Genomic DNA, 18,849 nt, shown 5'->3' on the forward strand with positions numbered 1-18,849 from the left:
AGCGCGCCAACTAGACTGGGGGAGTGTCTGAAATCACCCCTGAACTCGTGCGCCATCTCGGTGTGCTCGCACGCATCCAGCTGAACGACGACGAGGTGTCGCGGCTCACGGGCCAGCTCGACGCCATCGTCGACAACATCGCGAAGGTGTCGGAGGTCGCGACCGCCGACATCGTGGCGACGAGCCACCCGATCCCACTGAGCAATGTGTTCCGTCCCGATGTGGTCGGCCAGACGCTCACGCACGAGCAGGTGCTCCAGAACGCCCCGGATGCCGCCGACGGCCGCTTCCGCGTGACCGCGATCCTGGGAGAAGAGCAGTGAGCGACATCATCCGACTCGATGCGGCGGATCTGGCAGCGAAGCTGGCCTCTCGCGAGGTCTCCAGCGTCGAGGCGACCCAGGCGCACCTCGATCGCATCGCCGCCGTGGACGGCGACGTCCACGCCTTCCTCCACATCAACGATGGAGCGCTCGAGGCCGCAGCGGCCATCGACGCCCGTCGCGCTGCCGGCGAGGCCCTCGGACCGCTCGCCGGCGTTCCTCTCGCGATCAAGGACGTCCTCGTCACGACCGACCAGCCGACCACCAGCGGCTCGCGCATCCTCGAGGGCTATCGCTCTCCCTACGACGCCACGGTCGTCGCGCGTTCACGCGCCGCGGGACTCGTCCCGCTCGGCAAGACCAACATGGACGAGTTCGCCATGGGGTCCTCCACCGAGCACTCCGCATACGGCCCCACGCACAACCCCTGGGACCTCGACCGCATCCCCGGCGGTTCCGGTGGCGGTTCGGCTGCCGCTGTCGCCGCATTCGAGGCACCGCTCGCTCTCGGCTCCGACACGGGCGGCTCGATCCGTCAGCCCGCGCACGTGACCGGCACGGTCGGCGTCAAGCCGACGTATGGCGGTGTGAGCCGCTACGGCGCGATCGCCCTGGCCTCCAGCCTCGACCAGGTCGGCCCCGTCTCGCGGACGGTCCTCGACTCGGGGCTGCTGCATGACGCGATCGGCGGCCACGACCCGAAGGACTCGACGTCGTTGCGCGACGCGTGGCCCTCGTTCGCCGAGGCGGCTCGCGAGGGTGCGCGCGGAGACGTGCTCAAGGGTCTCAAGGTCGGCGTGATCCGCGAACTGCCGGACAGCGGCTTCCAGCCCGGCGTCGCCGCATCCTTCCGCAATGCTCTCGCGCTCATGGAGGCTCAGGGCGCGGAGATCGTCGAGATCGGTGCTCCCCATTTCGAGTACGGCGTGGCTGCGTACTACCTGATCCTCCCCGCGGAGGCATCGAGCAACCTCGCGAAGTTCGACTCGGTGCGCTTCGGTCTGCGGGTGACGCCCGACGGAAACCCGACGGTCGAGGACGTCATGTCCGCAACCCGTGACGCCGGCTTCGGTGACGAGGTCAAGCGACGCATCATCCTCGGCACGTACGCACTGTCGGCCGGTTACTACGACGCCTACTATGGCAGCGCGCAGAAGGTCCGCACACTCATCCAGCAGGACTTCGCCAACGCCTTCGCCGAGGTCGACGTCATCGCGACGCCGTCGGCGCCCACCACCGCCTTCAAGCTCGGCGAGAAGATCGACGACCCGCTGCAGATGTATCTCAACGACATCACCACGATTCCGGTGAACCTCGCCGGCGTTCCCGGCATCTCCGTCCCCAGCGGTCTGGCCGATGACGACGGACTCCCCGTCGGCATCCAGTTCATCGCCCCGGCACGGGAGGATGCACGTCTCTACAAGGTCGGCGCCGCGCTCGAGACGCTGCTCGTCGACTCCTGGGGTGCGCCGCTGCTCACCCGCGCACCGCAGCTCGCAGGAGGGAAGCGCTGATGGCCGCCGCCAAGCTCATGGACTTCGACAAGGCGCTCGAGCTGTTCGAGCCGGTCCTCGGATTCGAGGTGCACGTCGAGCTCAACACCAACACGAAGATGTTCTCCGATGCGCCGAACCCGGCCAACGAGGCCTTCCACGCCGCTGAGCCGAACACGCTGATCGCGCCCGTCGACCTCGGTCTGCCGGGGTCGCTTCCGGTCGTGAACGAGACGGCGATCCGTTCGTCGATCAGCCTGGGTCTCGCTCTCGGATGCTCGATCGCGGAATCGAGCCGGTTCGCGCGGAAGAACTATTTCTACCCGGATCTCGGCAAGAACTACCAGATCTCGCAGTACGACGAGCCGATCGCCTATGACGGTTCGGTCGAGGTCGAGCTCGAGGACGGGACACTCATCACGATCCCGATCGAGCGCGCTCACATGGAGGAAGACGCGGGAAAGCTCACCCACATGGGTGGCGCCACCGGCCGCATCCAGGGCGCTGAGTACTCGCTCGTCGACTACAACCGCGCGGGTGTTCCGCTGGTCGAGATCGTGACGAACATCATCTACGGCACCGAGCACCGCGCACCCGAGGTCGCCAAGGCCTACGTGCAGGCGATCCGCGACATCGTCCGTGGTCTCGGAATCTCCGAGGCCCGGTTGGAACGCGGAAACCTGCGCTGCGACGCCAACGTCTCTCTGCGTCGGCGGGGCACCGACAAGCTCGGCACCCGCACCGAGACGAAGAACGTCAACTCCATGCGTTCGGTCGAGCGGGCCGTGAAGTACGAGATCCAGCGCCAGGCGCAGATCCTCGCCGATGGCGGCACGATCACGCAGGAGACGCGGCACTGGCACGAGGACACCGGTACGACATCGCCGGGTCGTCCGAAGTCGGACGCCGACGACTACCGCTACTTCCCGGAGCCCGACCTGCTGCCCGTGGAGCCGGCCGCCGAGCTGATCGAGGAGCTGCGCGCGGCTCTTCCCGAGCAGCCTGTCGCCCGCCGTCGTCGCCTGATGACGGAGTGGGGCTTCACCGACCTGGAGTTCCAGGACGTGCGCAACGGAGGCCTGCTCGAAGTGGTCGAGGCGACCATCGCCGCCGGTGCGGCACCTGCGTCCGCCCGCAAGTGGTGGACGGGGGAGATCTCCCGTCTCGCGAACGCGCAGGAGAAGGAAGCCACCGAGCTGATCAGCCCGGAGAACGTCGCCGCACTGCAGCAGCTGGTCGACGCGGGCACGCTCACCGACAAGCTCGCCCGCCAGGTGCTCGAAGGCGTCATCGCGGGGGAAGGCACTCCGCAGGAGGTCGTCAACGCCCGTGGCCTCGCCGTGGTGTCGGACGACGGCGCGCTGATCGCTGCGATCGACGAGGCTCTCGCGGCCCAGCCGGATGTGATGGCGAAGATCAAGGACGGCAAGGTCCAGGCCGCCGGTGCTGTCATCGGCGCCGTCATGAAGGCCATGAAGGGCCAGGCGGACGCGGCACGCGTGCGTGAACTCATCCTCGAGCGCGCTGCCCAGTAGCGCGTGGCCCCGGGCCTCCTGTCGGAGGCCCGGGGGAGAATGGTCGTATGGGACACGGTGACGGCACGGGACGGATGGTCTCCGCCTCCGACGCCGACGACACCGGGACGCGCATCCTCCACGTCGACATGGACGCGTTCTACGCGGCTGTCGAGGTCCTCGACGATCCCGCGCTCCGGGGGCTTCCGCTGATCATCGGCGCACCGGACGGCCGCTCGGTCGTCTCGAGTGCCTCTTACGAGGCCCGCCGATACGGCGTACGCGCAGCGATGCCGGTATCGCAGGCGCTGCGCCTGTGTCCCTCCGCGCGCATCGTGCCGCCGCACTTCCATCGCTATCAGGAGGTCTCCCGGCAGGTGATGGCGATCTTCGAATCGTTCACCCCGCTCGTCGAGCCGTTGTCGGTCGACGAGGCGTTCCTCGATGTGCAGGGCGTGCGACGGCTCTGGGGCAGCCCTGCACACATCGCAGAGCTCATCCGCGGACGTGTGCACGATGAGGTCGGCATCACCTGCAGTGTCGGAGTCGCGGCCACCAAACACGTCGCCAAGATGGCATCGACGATCTCCAAGCCCAACGGCATGCTCGTCGTCGCCGCAAAGGACACGCTCGAGTTCCTCGCGCCACGTCCGGTCCGCGCGATGTGGGGCGTCGGGCCGAAGGCTGCCGAGGCGCTGGAGGCACGCGGTATCCGTACCGTGAGAGATGTGCGCGAGGCTCCGCGCGAGATGATCGAGCGTGCGGTCGGCCCCGCCCTGGGCGCGCGCCTCGCTCAGCTCGCGATGGGTGAGGATGCGCGCGCCGTCGATACGGTGCGCGTGGAGAAGAGCATCGGTCATGAGGAGACCTTCGATACGGACATCCTCGATCGTCCGTTCCTCCGCGCGGAGCTCCTGCGGCTCGCTGACCGTGTCGCCGCACGTCTCCGCCGCGCCGAGTGGGAGACGTCGACCGTCGCCATCAAGATCCGTTTCGACGACTTCCGCACCCTGAGTCGCTCTCAGACGCTGAGCGAGCCCACCGCGGTCGGGCAGCGCATCGGCGAGGCTGCGCAGGCTCTGTTCGAGCAGATCGACCGACGCGATCCCGTGCGTCTGGTCGGCGTCAGAGCCGAGAACCTGCGTCCGGCCGGCGGCGGCGGTCTCGGGCTGTGGGACGACGACGAGGACTGGCGCAGAGTCGAGGGGGCAGTCGACGAGGCCATGGCCAGGTTCGGCACAGCGACGATCAGCCGCGCGCGACACATCGGCCGCGGGGACGGTCGCGGTGCCGCCCAACATCCGAAGGCCCACGGCCTGGATTGATCGCACGCGCGCGCGGTTCCTCGACTAGCGTGGGGGTATGCCGAACATTGCACTGGAACTCGGAAAGCAAGCTGCGTCCTTCGGCGTGAAGAGCGCGTACGGGGAGCCGCAGGATGTCGACGGTGTGAGCATCACTCCGGTGGCATTCACCTACTCGGGCTTCGGCGGAGGCAGCGGAGACGGTGGCGAGGGTGGTGGCGGTGGCGGTGTCTCCGTCCCGGTCGGGGTCTACGTGCGTCGCGAGGAAGGTCTGCGCTTCGAGCCGAACATCGTCACGTTGCTCGTCGTCGCCGTGCCGTTCGTCTGGGTCGCCGGACGGGCGCTCACTCGCATCATCCGTGCCCTCAAGAAGTGACGATCCGGTCGCTGCCGCGCTGGAGCAGGCCGCGACGCTGATCGAGCGGGATGTCCGTGCCGTCGCCGCCGCGAACCCCGTCGTGCTCATCGATGGCGGCAGCGGTGCGGGAAAGTCGTCCCTCGCCTCCCTGTTGGTGCGTCGCTGGCCCGTGGTCGGTCACGTACAGCTCATCGCGTTGGATTCCATCTACCCGGGCTGGGACGGCCTCGATGAAGGCGCTGAGCGCGCCCTCGACTGGATCCTCCGTCCGCACGGCCGCGGGTATCTCGGCACCTGGCGGCGATGGGACTGGGAGGACCGCACCGAGGCGGAGAGCCACGCCGTCGACCCGGCCCTCGGAGTCATCGTCGAGGGCAGCGGGATCCTCCGCCCCTCGTCCGCCGCCCTCGCCGATGTCAGGGTATGGGTGGAGTCGGCGGAGGCATCGAGGAAGGCGCGTGCCCTGGCACGCGATGGGGACGCCTATCGGCCGCACTGGGACCGTTGGGCGGCACAGGAACGCCGACACATCGAGCGGGACGACCCTCGATCCCTCGCTACGAGAATCGTCGAGGTTCCTTAGACCTTCCGGCCCTCATCCGCTTCGTCTGCAGCCTGGATGAGAAGTTCCAAACGGTATCCGAGCCAGTCGTACACATCGTGACGCCCATCCGTGGCGGTCTGTTCGTCGGTCGTGATCCCGAGCCGCGTGGCTATGACGAGGCGAATGGCCGTGAGCGTTCGGAGCCAGGCGTCGACGTCCTCCACGGGCACGGTCGTCTCCCGCGTCCGCAGCGCTTCTGCCTCGGCGAGGTCGTCACCGGTGACGTCTCCGAGAGACCCACGTGTCCGGCGCGCATCGGCGAGCCGTCGATCGAGGAGATCATCCCTCGTGCTTTCGGCGAAATCGGCGGCGGAGTCCGCATCGTCGGGGTAGGGAGTCGGCGTCAATCGGTCGATGGCGGGGTCCCCGACCTCCCGCGAAGTCGCGAGGAGCTCGATGAAATCGTCCACGAGCTTCGCGAGGTGGAGCTCCTCGATCCCGGTGATCGTGACGATGACGGCGTCCCTGGTCACTGTGAGGCCTTCCTGACCGTGGCCCACAGGCCGTAGTCGTGCATGGCCTGCGCGTGGACCTCCATGGTCTCGCGCGGCCCCGTCGCCACGATGGCGTGTCCGTCGTGGTGCACGGCGAGCATCAGCGTCGTCGCGTGGTCGAGCGAGTATCCGAAATACGTGCGGAAGACACGGACCACGTAGCTCATCAGATTGACGGGGTCGTTCCAGACGACCACCTGCCACGGCTCCAGGGGAGCGGCGCTCAGATCGGTCGCCTCATCGAGATCGGGAACCGCGGCGGGGATCGTCATGCCCAACCCATCTCATGCAGCTGCTCGTCGTCGATGCCGTAGAAATGCGCGATCTCATGCACCAACGTGGTGTGGATCTCGTCGCGGAGCTCTTCCTCGTTCTCGCATTGGGCCAGGTGCGGCTCGCGATAGACCACGATGCGATCGGGCAACTCGCCCATCCCGTACTGGGTCCGATCGGTCAGCGCCAGCCCGTCGTAGAGGCCGAGCAGATCGAGGCTGCCGTCCTCCGGCCGATCCTCCACCACGAACACGACGTTCTCCAACCCTTCGACCATGTCGTCGGGCAACTGGTCGAGCTCATCGATCACGAGCTCTTCGAAGGCGGCGGCATCCATGTCCATCCCCCTCAGCCTAGGGCCCGAGGGAGGTCAGTGCAGGAGAACGAGGATCGCGGCCACCACGATGAACAGGACGCCGAACACGGTGTTGAGGATGCGCTGTCCACGTGCGGTTCGCGTGAGTCGACGGAACGGACGTGCGGCTGCAGCGAAGAATCCCCACATCACGATCACGTCGACGACGATCACGGTGACGATGAGCGTGAGGTATTGGGGGAGCGGAGGCTCGTCCAACCTGACGAACTGCGGAATGAACGCGAGGAAGAACACGATCGCCTTCGGGTTCAGGAGATTGACCCAGAAACCGCGGCGGATCATCGACCAGTGGCTCTCGCGGCTGTCTACCGGCAGGGGATCGTCGTCGACCACGACCGCGGGCTTCGCGAGGATGAGGCGGATCCCGAGGAACACCAGGTAGGCGGCCCCGGCATAGCGGATGCCGTTGAACAGCACCTCCGAACGTGACACCAGGAGTCCGACACCGGCAGCCACGATCGCGACGTGGACGATCAACGCGATCTGCTGGCCGATGATGCCCCAGATCGAGCGCCGCCAGCCCTGGTTCATCGCATTCGACATCGTGTTGATCGCCCCGGCCCCAGGCGTGAAGCTGATCACGACGGACGCGGTCAGCAACGAGAACCAGACCGCGAGTGACACGTCGTCAGTCTAGGGCGTCGGGGGAGGGGTACCAGCCGCGCGTAGACGCGAAGAAGGCCCGAATCTCGCGATTCGGGCCTTCTTCAGTGGGGTGAGTAACGGGACTCGAACCCGCGACATCCGGCACCACAAGCCAGCGCTCTACCAGCTGAGCTATACCCACCATGTGCCTGCCGGAGCAGGCAACCATACGAGTCTATTACATGTTCGGAGTGAACTCGGACACCGTGCGTGCAGCGATCTCGCGAGCTTCGTCGCTGGACGGTCCCGGCTCATCGACGAACACCGCCTCGCGGTAGTACCGGAGCTCTCGGATCGACTCCAGGATGTCGGCGAGGGCGCGGTGCCCTCCGTCCTTGGGCGGAGCCTGGAAGAAGACCCGCGGGTACCAGCGTCGCGACAGTTCCTTGATGCTGGAGACGTCGACATTGCGGTAATGCAGCCACTGATCCACCTGCGGCATGTATTTGGCCAGGAACATGCGGTCCGTTCCGATCGTGTTGCCGGCCAATGGAGCCTTGCGCTCGAGGGGCACGAAGCGCTTGATGTACGCCAGCGTCTGGGACTCCGCCTCCTCCAGCGACACGCCACCGGGGATCTCCTCGATCAGGCCCGATGTCTCATGCATCTTCGTGACGAAATCGTTCATGTGCGCGAGCGCGGCTTCGGTGGGGCGTATCACCACCTGGAATCCGGGGTCGATCGGGTTGAGCTCGAAGTCGGTGATGACGACGGCGATCTCGACGAGTTCGTCGACCGCGAGATCGAGTCCCGTCATCTCGCAGTCGATCCATACGAGACGATCATTCTCGGACGCAGATACCATCTCGCCATACTATCGACGCCCCCGACATCACCGGCCGGAGTGTGACTCGTCAATCGTCTGCGCGACCGCGATACTCTAGAGTCGTGCGCCTCCGTAGCTCAGGGGATAGAGCAGGAGCCTTCTAATCTCTTGGTCGCAGGTTCGAATCCTGCCGGGGGCACTTCACGGGATCGGCATTCGAGAATGTTCGATCCAATGGGTGGTCGATCCGACGGATGATCAATCCGACGAGAGACGATCTCATGGGCAGAGAGCGACCTCTCCCGGATCGACGCCATGCGTCGCGGGCGGCGACCACCGTCAGGAATAGCGAAGCACCGCGACGGCGTCATCGACACGCCAGAACTCGCCGACCACTCGGAACACGCCGGTTGCGAGGTGTAGCCTCTCCGCCCTGTACCGGAGACCGAGCGGGTCCGCGACGATGCGCAGATGTCCGAGAACATGGTCTCTCTGGTCCTGGACCCTCCAGAGATGATCGGCCGCCCGGACGAGATGCTCTCGCGGGGACGAGAGTCGAGGCGTGGCGAAGGGGACTTCGGGAAGAGAGGTGATCATGCTGTCGGACATCGGTGCTCCTTTCGTGATTCGAAGATATGACCGACCACCGACATTCCCTCGAGCGCAGTCCTCTCGTCCTCATCGGGGGTTTCTCTCCACAGAGGGCAATTGCCTCGGTCTCTCCACCGACTTCGCGTTTCGGGCTCCCCGCCTCCGTCGTGGCCGCGCACGCTGGAAAGACCGGAAGGGATCCGGAGACGAGAGGACGAGCAACATGATCGACACGCTGACCATCGTGGGAAGAGTCGCCACCGACCCGACACAGGTGCAGACCGCAGGAGGTGTGGCGGTCACCAACTTCCGTCTCGCCAGCACCCACCGACGTTTCGACCCCGCCGCCCAGGCTTGGACGGACTCGGGGACCAACTGGTACTCGGTGGCGGCGTTCCGGCAGCTCGGCGAGAACGCCAAGGCGTCCCTGCGGACGGGTGACGCGGTGATCGTGACAGGTCGGCTGAAGATCCGGAATTGGGAGAGCAACGGCAAACATGGCACAAGTGTCGATGTCGAAGCGGAGGCGATCGGACACGATCTGCGGTGGGGGACCACGGCGTATCGACCGCAGCCGCGGCCGCAGACCGGGATCGCGGAGGCAAGCTCCGACGCGCCGGGCGCTCACTCTGCAGAGGAAGGAGACCTCTCACCCGCCGCAGAGTCCGAGTCTGCGGCATTCGATCTCCCATGGGCGGATCCGGCGTCGAGGATAGCGGCGAGCGACTGACGCGCACCGGATTCCGAGAGCGTCGGGTGCCGACTGTCGGCCGGTTCACGCGGAGGCGGGAGGAAGGCGACGTAGACTCGGCACGTGCTTCGTCGATCGGTCTCCTCACCGGCGCGTGCAGCCGGCGTCCTGGCGGTCACGGCCGTCTCTGCTCTTCTGCTGTCGGGCTGCGCTCCGGAACCTGCACCGACGGCGTCTCCGTCGAGTTCGGCAACTCCCGATGTGGACTCGACGGCGCCGTCTGCTCCCGTGCTCGTTCCCGACGGCAGCGCAGAGGACAACCTGCCGGTGTTCACCGCGACCGCGGAGGGCATCTGGGCGACAGATCAGCGCGGTTCCGGCCGTGCCTACATCGACGCGCTGATCGGCGCAGGGTTCGATCGCGGGTCGATGCAGGTGACCCAGGATCAGACCACCGTCGGCAACCCGGCGGAGAGCCTGCAGTTCTCGGTGCGGTGGGGTCAAGACGAGTGCTTGGTCGGCCAGGTCGGCCCGTCCACCGGGCAGGTCGTCACCGCGGTCCTCCCGCAACTCGCCGAAGGGCGATGCCTGGTCGGCACCACACGTCCGATCGACTGGTGACACGCCAGGGGGCCGGTAGGCTGGAGTGTCGATCTTCGACGCCAACAGAAGGAGCGGTTTTCGGTGGCTGAGTACATCTACTCGATGGTTCGTGCGCGCAAGGCAGTGGGCGAGAAGCTCATCCTCGACGACGTGACCATGGCGTTCCTCCCCGGGGCCAAGATCGGCATGGTCGGTCCCAACGGCGCGGGCAAGTCGACGATCCTCAAGATCATGGCAGGTCTCGACACTCCGTCGAACGGTGAGGCGAAGCTCTCCCCGGGGTTCACTGTCGGCATCCTGATGCAGGAGCCGGAACTCGACGAGACGAAGACCGTGCTCGAGAACATCCAGGACGGCATCGCGATCAAGGCGAAGCTCGACCGCTTCAACGAGATCTCGGCGCTGATGGCCGATCCCGATGCCGACTTCGACGCGCTCCTCGCCGAGATGGGTTCGCTCCAGGAAGAGATCGACGCGGCCGACGGCTGGGACCTCGACTCGCAGCTCGACCAGGCCATGGATGCGCTCCGCACACCGCCGGGAGACGCCGCGATCGCGCCTCTCTCCGGTGGCGAGAAGCGTCGAGTGGCGCTGGCGAAGCTGCTCCTGCAGAAGCCCGATCTCCTGCTTCTCGACGAGCCGACCAACCACCTCGACGCCGAGAGCGTGCTGTGGCTCGAGCAGCACCTGCAGGCGTACAAGGGTGCCGTCATCGCGATCACCCACGACCGGTACTTCCTCGACCACGTGGCCGAGTGGATCGCCGAGGTCGATCGCGGTCGCCTGATCGGCTACGAGGGCAACTACTCGACGTACCTGGAGAAGAAGGGCGAGCGCCTCGAGATCCAGGGCAAGAAGGACGCCAAACTCGCCAAGCGCCTCAAGGAGGAGCTGGAGTGGGTGCGCTCCAGCGCGAAGGGTCGCCAGACGAAGTCGAAGGCACGTCTCGCCCGCTACGAGGAGATGGCATCCGAGGCCGAGCGCACCAGGAAGCTGGATTTCGAGGAGATCCAGATTCCCGCCGGTCCTCGACTCGGAAGCGTCGTCATCGAGGCCAAGAACCTGAAGAAGGGCTTCGACGGGCGCTCGCTCATCGACGGCCTGAGCTTCAGCCTGCCGCCGAACGGCATCGTCGGCGTCATCGGTCCGAACGGCGTGGGAAAGACGACGTTGTTCAAGACCATCGTGGGCCTCGAGCCGCTGGACGGCGGAGATCTGAAGATCGGTGAGACGGTCAAGATCAGCTACGTCGACCAATCGCGCTCCAACATCGACCCGAACAAGACGCTGTGGGAAGTCGTCTCCGACGGCCTCGACTACATCACCGTCGGCAAGACCGAGATCCCGTCCAGGGCGTACGTCTCGAAGTTCGGCTTCAAGGGGCCGGACCAGCAGAAGAAGGCCGGGGTGCTCTCCGGTGGAGAACGCAACCGCCTGAACCTCGCACTGACGCTCAAGGAGGGCGGTAACCTGCTGCTCCTCGACGAGCCGACGAACGACCTGGATGTCGAAACCCTCAGCTCGCTCGAGAACGCTCTGCTCGAATTCCCCGGATGCGCCGTGGTCATCACCCACGACCGGTGGTTCCTCGACCGCATCGCCACGCACATCCTCGCCTACGAGGGCACCGACGAGAAGCCGGACCAGTGGTACTGGTTCGAGGGCAACTTCGAGGCGTATGAGGAGAACAAGATCGAACGCCTCGGAGCCGATGCGGCCAAGCCGCACCGTTCGACGCACCGCAAGCTGACGCGCGACTGAGCACCTCGTGACTGCGACGCCGGGGCCCCGCCTGCACATCCCGATCCAGCTCCGCTGGGGCGATCTGGATGCGTTCAACCACGTCAACAACACCTCGATGCTGAAGCTGCTCGAGGAAGCTCGTGTGCGAGCATTCTGGCGTGCAGGCCCCGGCGAAGAGGCACCATCCACCGCGGTGCTCGACTCGGGTATCGATGAGGGGATCCTCACCCTCATCGCGCGACAGGAGATCGAGTACCTCGCGCCGGTGCCCTACCAGCGGCGACCGCTCGAAGTGCAGATGTGGTTCGGCAAGCTCGGCGGATCCAGCGTCGAGGTCTGCTACGAGGTGCACAACGATCCCACGGCGGCGCCGCGTCAGATCTACGCCCGCTCCACGGCGATCATCGTGCTCGTCGATGCGAAGACCGGACGCCCCACCCGTCTCACCCAGGAGATGCGCGACGCGTGGGATCCGTACGTCGGCGAATCGATCGAGTACAGCCACCGCTGACCGCCACACGTACCGCCGGCGTGCACCAGAGCACGGCCCCCGGGCAGACCCGCAGCACGACGAGCGTCTGAGCGGATAAATCAGTCCTGGCCGTCGGGAACCCTGATCATGATCTCCTGGGCGACACTCGCCACCAGGGTGCCGTCGCGTGTGAAGATCCGTCCGGTGGCGAGTCCGCGGCCTCCGCGGGCGTTGGGGGACTCCTGTACGTAGAGCAGCCACTCATCCACGCGAGCAGGGCGGTGCCACCACATCGCGTGATCGAGACTCGCGACCTTGAGGCCGGGGAGCGCCCAATAGACCCCGTGGGCGCGAAGAATCGACTCCTGGATCGTCATGTCGCTGAGGTAGGCGAGCGCTGCGCGGTGCAGACGCTGGTCGTCCGGAAGCGGCGCGCGAAGGCGCATCCACACGGCCTGCTGCGGTGTGCGGGCATCGTCGCTCGGCAGATACATCGGCGAGTCGACATGGCGGACATCAGCCGCTCGGTCGCTCAGCATCCGCGCCGTGCCGCCGGGGAGTCCCTGTACACGGTCCTCGTCCGGCTGGAGGGCCTCAGGCTCGGGGATGCCCTCGGGCATCGACGACGCATGCTCGACGCCGGGATCCGCATCCTGGAACGAGGCGATCATCGAGAAGATGGGTACGCCGTTCTGGTATGCCTGGGCACGGCGTGTCGAGAATGAGCGCCCGTCATGAATACGGTCGACCGAGATCGTGATGCCCTGACTCGCATCGCCGGGGCGCAGGAAGTATCCATGCATCGAGTGCACCGCCCGATCTTCGGGAAGAGTGCGTTCCGCAGCGAGGAGCGCCTGGGCGAGAACCTGTCCACCGTAGATCCGCCCGCTGGGCATCGGGTGCGACGAACCGGTAAAGATGTCCTCGGTGGTCCGTGCCTGGGTCGAATCGAGATCGAGGACCTCGAGCAGTCGCTCGACGGTCTGGATGGCGTGTTCTTCCGCGCTCATGGATTCCTCTCCGCGCCCCGGGACGCCGCTCCGTTGGTAGTTTAGAACGCGTGCCGCATCACCTTCTCCTCGCCGACGCCGACACGGCGAAAGACGTTCTGACATTCGTGGGGCGAGCCGCCAGAATCAGCGACGAGGGCGTACGACTGCAGGCGACGGGGGGAGTCCTCGCGCTCACGACGGCGGCCCTGGCACCACACGGTCTGTTCGATCAGACGCCGACGATCCTCGCGATGCGCATCGTCCATGCCGACCCCGAACTCGAGTGCGATGTCGTCGTCGATCAACTCACGCAGACCGACGGACTCGATCGCCTGACCCTCCCGGATACGGGCCTCTCTCCGGCCTGGGCCGGCATCGCTCCGCCTCGCGGTGCATGGGAACGGTCAGCCGTCCTCGACGCCTCGACGCTGGCCCGACGAGCACAGTGGGGCATTTCCGCCGTCGCCCGAGGCGCGACGCCGGGCGCCGGAGAAGAAGCCGTGCGGGCGCTGCGTGCCGCGATCTGGGGTGAGCCGGACGAGGAGCTCGAGGGTCTGCCGAGAGGGGTCGCCTTCGCCGCGGACGCGATGGGTTTCATCTCCGGCGAGGAGCAGGTATCGGTGACTCGATCCGGGCGATGGACGCGACTCGCCTTCCGGCGCGGGCATGTGCTCTCTCGGGGACCGGTCGCCTCTGGCCTCACGAGCGTGCGTCAGACCGGCGTGCTCGACTGACGCGAAGCGCGCAGGCGCCCCCGTAACGCGACCGGCACGACGCGGAGTGCGACGATCCTGCTCACCAGAGCACTGATTCCCCCCAGCACGAGCACGATCCCGAGAACGTCGAGGAGCGGGAACAGCCAGAGGTCGAATACCCAGTACTGCCATTCGACCGATCCTCCGAGCAATGCCGGTGCGAGCGGGACGAACAGGCCCGCCACGATGACGAGCGTCAGCGAGATCAGACGAAGCCAGCTGCGTGGTCTTCGCGCTGCCCACCGCGGAGCACGAAGTGCGGTCACCAGGAGAAGGATCAGAGCGAGCACGGCGAGAGCCGACAGGATCCCGTTGACGATGTTCAGCGGATTCTCATACGGCTTCGCCGCCACCCCGTCGGCACCGACGATCAGGTTCTGCACCAGCTCGCCGGGAGAGCCGACGCCGTTCGTCAGCACCACTGCCGCTCGGCCCGTCTCGGGAACGAATGCCATCGAACCGGTGAACGTGGCCAATGTGCCGCCGTGGGAGACGAAGCCGGGGGCGTCGCCTCCGCCCGGAGCGGCGCGTTGCCAGCCGAGGGCGTAGGACTCCGCGCCCGGCTGAGAGACATGGAGCTCTTCGAGCAGTATGCGATCCAGGACGCCCGCTCCGACCTCGCCCTGCTGGAACCGAAGCCACCGCACCATGTCGGCGAGCGTCGACACCACACCTCCGTTCCCCCCGCAGCGTCCGGGCATCTCCGGCATGACGTAGGCGAGTCCGAGCACGACGGAGAAGCCGGGGGCAAGTCGTTCGACCGCCTGATCGCAGGCATCGACGCTCTGTGTGTCGAGCATGCCGAGCGGGACGAAGAGGCGCTGCCGGAGGAAGTCGTCCAGCGACTCGCCGGAGACGACTTCGACGACGCGCGCCGCGATCGAGTAATTGGTGTTGTGATACTCGAATCGGGCGCCGGGCTCGGCCACCAGCCGCCGATCGCGGAGCTCGGCCACGACCGCCTCGGTCGTCCGTGGTGCGGGGAGCGCGAACTCGGGGTTGGTTCGCAGCGAGAGTCCGGAGGTGTGCGACAGCAGCTGCCGTATCGTGACCTCCTCATAGCGCTCGTCGGCCATGGTGAACTCCGGAAGTGTGTCGATCACCCGGTCGTCGAGCGCGATCTTCCTGTCCTGAACGAGCAGCATGACCGCCGTGGCCGTCATCGACTTGCTCATCGAAGCGATCCGAAACAGCGTGTGCGGGGTGATCGTGCGTCCGTCCCCATCCCGACCGCGCACGATCAGCTCGACGCCTCCGTCGGAGACCACCGCCGCAGCTATGCCCGGTGTGGCGAACGCATCCACGTAGGCCTGCACGGTGGCGTCGGAGGAGAGTGGGGCGGAAGTCGCGGCGGCGGGAACCGCGGTGCCCGGGATCAGAACGGACAGGAGACCGAGAACGGGGAGGAGGCGCACGAGGCCACAGTAGGAACGAACGCCGAGCGATTCGAGTGACGAACACACTTCTTCGGGATAGCCCGAACAGGCAGGAGGGATCCCCGGAACGGCATCATCCGGAAAGCTGGAACCGGCGCTCTCGGAACGTGCCTCAGCCCGCGAGTGCCGCTGCCCGCCCCGCCGTCCGTCCCGAGAACAGGCAACCGCCGAGGAACGTGCCTTCGAGGGCCCGGTAGCCGTGCACGCCCCCGCCACCGAAGCCGCTCGCCTCGCCTGCCGCATAGAGCCCCGGGATCGGCTCTCCGGCTGCGTTCAGAGCGCGGCCCTCGAGGTCGGTGTTGATTCCGCCCAGAGACTTCCGCGTGAGCACGTGAAGCTTCACGGCGACGAGCGGTCCGGCCGCAGGATCCTGGAGACGATGCGGTGCAGCGGTACGGATCAGCTTGTCGCCCCGGTAGCTGCGCATCGATCGGAGCATCCCGATCTGCGCGTCCTTCGTGAAGTCGTTCTCCATCCCACGATCACGGGCGATCACCTCGCGCCGGACGTTGTCGATGTCGAGGAGCTCTCCTCCGGCATGACGCTGCATCTGCTCGAGGAGCGATTCGAGGTCGTTCTCCACGATGAAGTCCTCGCCCTCGTCGAGAAACGACTGCACAGGCCCGGTCGGCCCTTTGGCCAGGCGGGATCTCACCAGGAGACCGACGTCCTTGCCGGTGAGATCAGGATTCTGCTCGCTACCGGAAAGCGCGAATTCCTTCTCGACGATCTGGCGCGACGTGACGAACCAGGAATGATCGTGACCGGTGGTGCGCAGGTGCTCCAGCGTTCCGAGGGTGTCGAATCCGGGAAACAGGGGGACGGGGAGTCGTTTACCGGTCGCGTCAAGCCAGAGCGAGGAGGGGCCGGGGAGGATGCGGATACCGTGTGACGGCCATACCGGGTCCCAGTTCGTGATGCCCTCGACGTAGTGCCACATCCGGTCGCCATTGATCAGCCGGGCGCCCGCAGCTTCGCTCACACCGTGCATCGATCCGTCGACGTATGCCGGTACCCCGGTGAGCATGTGCTCCGGCGCGGTACCGAGGCGCGCCGGCCAGGCTGCGCGGACGAGGTCGTGGTTGCCTCCGATGCCACCCGACGAGACGATGGTCGCCGTCGCAGTGATCTCGAACTCGCCGATGACGTCGCGGGAGGACGGCACACCGCGGCTGGATCCGCTCGTCGCGAGGACGTCTCCTCGCGCTCCGGTGACGGTCCCGTCTGCGGCGAGCAGTTCCGTCACGCGGTGTCGGGGGAGGACCGTGAGCCGTCCCTCCCGCTCGCCCTGTTCGACAGCCGCCGCGAAAGGGGCCACGATCCCCGGACCGGTACCCCAGGTGATGTGGAACCGCGGGACGGAGTTGCCGGGACCGATGGCGCCGTAGCCTCCTCGCTCAGCCCAGCCCACCACCGGGAAGAAACCGACGCCGCGCTCTCGCAACCAGGCGCGCTTCTCGCCGGCAGCGAACTGCAGGTAGGCCTCGGCCCAACGGCGAGGCCACTCGTCCTCCGGCCGGTCGAAGCCGGCGCTGCCGAACCAGTCCTGAGTCGCCAGCTCGAGAGAATCCTTGATGCCGAGACGCCGCTGCTCGGGGGAGTCGATGAAGAACAGCCCGCCGAACGACCACCAGGCCTGACCGCCGAGATTGGTGCGCGGCTCCTGGTCGACCAGGATGACGCGCCGACCGGCGTCGAGCGCCTCTGCGGCGGCCACCAGACCGGCCAACCCCCATCCGATCACCAGGACGTCTGTGGACAGGGGCGTTGTCGTCATGAGTTCTCCGTTGATTCCTGACGTGAGCGGGTCTCGAGCGTGGGACGGCCGCCGGGACCGGCGCCGATGCCGGAAGGCTCGAGTGTGTTCACCATGGCATAGGCGGCGCGCTCCAGGTAGTCCCACAGCGTCGTTTCGTGCAGAGGAGACAACTGCGCTTCGTCGACGGCCGTTCTCATATGACGAAGCCAACGATCGCGGGCATCGGCATCGATGTGGAAGGGCATGTGTCGCATGCGCAGCCGGGGGTGCCCTCGCGTCTCGCCATAGGTCGTCGGCCCTCCCCAGTACTGCTCGAGGAACATCCGGAGCCGATCCTCCGCCGGTCCGAGATCCTCCTCGGGGTACATCGGCTTCATCACGGGGTCGAGCGCGACCTCGCGGTAGAACACCGAGACGATCTTCCGAAAGGTCTCATGCCCGCCGATCTCGTCGTAGAACGTCACTTCTGAGGGCTCCCGTCATCATTCGGCTTCTTGCGGCGCCAGATCCCACGATCGGGGATGATCGGCACGCCCGTGACCGCGTTCGGACGGGTCCTGGGTGGGTTCGCTCCTCGTACCCGACGGGCGCCGTCGAGCCCCGTCGGCACCACATCGACCATCCGGGGCACGCCGATCTCCTTCTCGAGGAGCGCGGCACGCAAGCGACGACGCAGCTCCTGGGCCACGTCGTCCTTCGCGTTCGCACGGGCCTTGATAACGATGCGGACGACGAGCGCATCGCCGTCGATGGATTCGAGCCCCCACAGCTCCGGCTTCTCGATGATGCGGGTGCGCCACTTCGGGTCCTTCGACAAGCCCTGCGCGGTCTCGAGCATGATGTGCTCGACCTGTTCGAGGTCCGAGTCCGCCGGCACCCCGATGTCGATGATGGAGCGTGCCCATCCCTGTGACATGTTGCCGATGCGGGTGACCTCGCCGTTGCGCACGTACCAGAGGGTTCCGTTGACGTCGCGCACCTGCGTGATGCGCACGCTGACGTACTCGACCACACCGCTCGCGAGACCGAGGTCGACCACATCGCCGATACCGATCTGGTCCTCCGCGACGATGAAGATCCCGTTGAGCACATCCTTGACGATGTTCTGGGCGCCGAAACCGAGGCCGGCACCGACGGCGGCGGTGAGGAGGGTGAGCGAACCGAGCAGGCTGTTGTCGATGGCGTTCACGATGAGCACGATCGCGATCACGACCAGCATCACATTGACGATGTTCTGCAGGATCGTACCGAGGGTGCGGGTGCGCTGCACCAGTCGCATGTCGGCAAGTGGCGAGCGCTCGAGCGCCTGTGTGTCGTCGACGGACGCCTTGTTCTTGGCGCTGTCGACGATGCGGTGCACCACGCGCCGGATGACGACGCGAAGCACGAGGCCGATCACCACGCACGACACGATGATGATCGCGACGGCGAGCACCTTCATGCCGGCAGCTCCGAGCCAGCCGAGCAGCGCCATCACCCAGTCGGGAAGCGGCACGGGGTCGGGAGGAGTGTCTGTCGTGGAGGGGATCATCATCACCACCGATCCTAGCGATCGGGCCTCTGCACTGGCTGGGTGGTGGATGCCGCACGCGAAAACGGAGACCACCTGCCCCGGGGACGGTGCGTCCTCGTCGGACGCGCCGTTCGCGGGGCAGAT

At 66.6% G+C, this 18,849-nt stretch carries 21 protein-coding genes and 2 tRNA genes; 12 read left to right on the forward strand and 11 right to left on the reverse strand.

What is annotated here, in order from left to right; all coding sequences use genetic code 11:
- The first annotated feature begins 23 nt into the window (after positions 1 to 23).
- From gatC to L687_RS35045, 6 genes are read left to right on the forward strand one after another with little or no spacing between them, the layout of a single operon-like run.
- Positions 24 to 323, forward strand: a complete 300-nt coding sequence (gatC, locus tag L687_RS35020) for an Asp-tRNA(Asn)/Glu-tRNA(Gln) amidotransferase subunit GatC (RefSeq protein ID WP_031207627.1) — start codon at positions 24 to 26, stop codon at positions 321 to 323.
- On the forward strand, positions 320 to 1,837 hold the full coding sequence (gene gatA / locus L687_RS35025; protein WP_021200501.1) for an Asp-tRNA(Asn)/Glu-tRNA(Gln) amidotransferase subunit GatA: 1,518 nt from the start codon (positions 320 to 322) through the stop codon (positions 1,835 to 1,837). Before gatC ends, gatA begins: the two co-directional genes overlap by 4 nt.
- Positions 1,837 to 3,351, forward strand: coding sequence for an Asp-tRNA(Asn)/Glu-tRNA(Gln) amidotransferase subunit GatB (gene gatB, locus L687_RS35030; protein ID WP_021200502.1), 1,515 nt, complete (start codon positions 1,837 to 1,839; stop codon positions 3,349 to 3,351). The genes gatA and gatB overlap by 1 nt, the downstream gene beginning before the upstream one ends.
- Before the next feature lie 47 nt (positions 3,352 to 3,398).
- Positions 3,399 to 4,655 (forward strand): DNA polymerase IV, encoded by a 1,257-nt coding sequence (gene dinB / locus L687_RS35035; protein WP_021200503.1) that lies wholly within the window; start codon positions 3,399 to 3,401, stop codon positions 4,653 to 4,655.
- 37 nt (positions 4,656 to 4,692) lie between these two features.
- Positions 4,693 to 5,010 carry a hypothetical protein gene (locus L687_RS35040; RefSeq protein ID WP_021200504.1) on the forward strand — a complete coding sequence of 106 codons (318 nt, stop codon included), beginning with the start codon at positions 4,693 to 4,695 and terminating at the stop codon, positions 5,008 to 5,010.
- A complete protein-coding gene (locus L687_RS35045; RefSeq protein WP_021200505.1) occupies positions 4,994 to 5,575 on the forward strand; it encodes a hypothetical protein in 582 nt (193 codons plus the stop codon). Before L687_RS35040 ends, L687_RS35045 begins: the two co-directional genes overlap by 17 nt.
- Here L687_RS35045 and L687_RS35050 read toward each other — a convergent pair.
- The 6 genes from L687_RS35050 to orn all read right to left on the reverse strand — a co-directional run bounded on the left by L687_RS35050 (position 5,572) and on the right by orn (position 8,189).
- Positions 5,572 to 6,069, reverse strand: coding sequence for a DUF2017 family protein (locus L687_RS35050; RefSeq protein ID WP_021200506.1), 498 nt, complete (start codon positions 6,067 to 6,069; stop codon positions 5,572 to 5,574). The two genes, L687_RS35045 and L687_RS35050, sit on opposite strands and share 4 nt — an antisense overlap.
- Positions 6,066 to 6,362 (reverse strand): ATP-dependent Clp protease adapter ClpS, encoded by a 297-nt coding sequence (gene clpS, locus L687_RS35055; protein WP_021200507.1) that lies wholly within the window; start codon positions 6,360 to 6,362, stop codon positions 6,066 to 6,068. Before clpS ends, L687_RS35050 begins: the two co-directional genes overlap by 4 nt.
- Positions 6,359 to 6,706 carry a metallopeptidase family protein gene (locus tag L687_RS35060; protein ID WP_021200508.1) on the reverse strand — a complete coding sequence of 116 codons (348 nt, stop codon included), beginning with the start codon at positions 6,704 to 6,706 and terminating at the stop codon, positions 6,359 to 6,361. Before L687_RS35060 ends, clpS begins: the two co-directional genes overlap by 4 nt.
- 27 nt (positions 6,707 to 6,733) lie before the next feature.
- Entirely contained in the window at positions 6,734 to 7,363 is a 630-nt protein-coding gene (locus tag L687_RS35065) for a LysE family translocator (RefSeq protein ID WP_021200509.1), read from the reverse strand.
- A gap of 87 nt (positions 7,364 to 7,450) precedes the next feature.
- Positions 7,451 to 7,526: transfer RNA gene (locus tag L687_RS35070), tRNA-His, on the reverse strand.
- A 36-nt stretch (positions 7,527 to 7,562) separates the two neighbouring features.
- Positions 7,563 to 8,189 carry an oligoribonuclease gene (orn, locus tag L687_RS35075; RefSeq protein ID WP_021200510.1) on the reverse strand — a complete coding sequence of 209 codons (627 nt, stop codon included), beginning with the start codon at positions 8,187 to 8,189 and terminating at the stop codon, positions 7,563 to 7,565.
- A gap of 87 nt (positions 8,190 to 8,276) precedes the next feature.
- Between orn and L687_RS35080 the strand changes: the two genes are divergently transcribed.
- From L687_RS35080 to L687_RS35100, 5 genes are all read left to right on the forward strand, one after another.
- Positions 8,277 to 8,349: transfer RNA gene (locus L687_RS35080), tRNA-Arg, on the forward strand.
- A 615-nt stretch (positions 8,350 to 8,964) separates the two neighbouring features.
- Positions 8,965 to 9,471, forward strand: a complete 507-nt coding sequence (locus tag L687_RS35090) for a single-stranded DNA-binding protein (protein ID WP_021200512.1) — start codon at positions 8,965 to 8,967, stop codon at positions 9,469 to 9,471.
- Between the two features lie 84 nt (positions 9,472 to 9,555).
- The gene (locus L687_RS42195; RefSeq protein WP_031207630.1) at positions 9,556 to 10,053 is read left to right on the forward strand and encodes a DUF6993 domain-containing protein; all 498 of its coding nucleotides are present in this window, start codon (positions 9,556 to 9,558) and stop codon (positions 10,051 to 10,053) included.
- 63 nt (positions 10,054 to 10,116) lie between these two features.
- Entirely contained in the window at positions 10,117 to 11,796 is a 1,680-nt protein-coding gene (gene ettA / locus L687_RS35095; protein ID WP_017830677.1) for an energy-dependent translational throttle protein EttA, read from the forward strand.
- A gap of 7 nt (positions 11,797 to 11,803) precedes the next feature.
- The gene (locus L687_RS35100; protein WP_021200514.1) at positions 11,804 to 12,289 is read left to right on the forward strand and encodes an acyl-CoA thioesterase; all 486 of its coding nucleotides are present in this window, start codon (positions 11,804 to 11,806) and stop codon (positions 12,287 to 12,289) included.
- Positions 12,290 to 12,369: 80 nt separating this feature from the next.
- Here the strand turns inward: L687_RS35100 and L687_RS35105 are convergent, their stop codons facing one another.
- Positions 12,370 to 13,260 (reverse strand): acyl-CoA thioesterase, encoded by an 891-nt coding sequence (locus L687_RS35105; protein WP_021200515.1) that lies wholly within the window; start codon positions 13,258 to 13,260, stop codon positions 12,370 to 12,372.
- 50 nt (positions 13,261 to 13,310) lie between these two features.
- On the opposite strand from L687_RS35105, the gene L687_RS35110 reads away from it, so the two are divergent.
- Positions 13,311 to 13,976 carry a hypothetical protein gene (locus tag L687_RS35110; RefSeq protein ID WP_021200516.1) on the forward strand — a complete coding sequence of 222 codons (666 nt, stop codon included), beginning with the start codon at positions 13,311 to 13,313 and terminating at the stop codon, positions 13,974 to 13,976.
- Here L687_RS35110 and L687_RS35115 read toward each other — a convergent pair.
- From L687_RS35115 to L687_RS35130, 4 genes are all read right to left on the reverse strand, one after another.
- Entirely contained in the window at positions 13,955 to 15,412 is a 1,458-nt protein-coding gene (locus L687_RS35115; RefSeq protein WP_021200517.1) for a serine hydrolase domain-containing protein, read from the reverse strand. The two genes, L687_RS35110 and L687_RS35115, sit on opposite strands and share 22 nt — an antisense overlap.
- A 133-nt stretch (positions 15,413 to 15,545) precedes the next feature.
- Complete coding sequence (locus tag L687_RS35120) at positions 15,546 to 17,210, reverse strand: FAD-binding dehydrogenase (RefSeq protein WP_021200518.1); 1,665 nt, start codon at positions 17,208 to 17,210, stop codon at positions 15,546 to 15,548.
- A complete protein-coding gene (locus L687_RS35125; protein WP_021200519.1) occupies positions 17,207 to 17,656 on the reverse strand; it encodes a globin in 450 nt (149 codons plus the stop codon). The genes L687_RS35120 and L687_RS35125 overlap by 4 nt, the downstream gene beginning before the upstream one ends.
- Positions 17,653 to 18,723 (reverse strand): mechanosensitive ion channel family protein, encoded by a 1,071-nt coding sequence (locus L687_RS35130; protein WP_235045244.1) that lies wholly within the window; start codon positions 18,721 to 18,723, stop codon positions 17,653 to 17,655. Before L687_RS35130 ends, L687_RS35125 begins: the two co-directional genes overlap by 4 nt.
- Positions 18,724 to 18,849: the final 126 nt, after the last annotated feature.

The sequence above is a fragment of the Microbacterium maritypicum MF109 genome, assembly GCF_000455825.1.
Taxonomy (GTDB): Bacteria; Actinomycetota; Actinomycetes; order Actinomycetales; family Microbacteriaceae; genus Microbacterium; species Microbacterium maritypicum_A.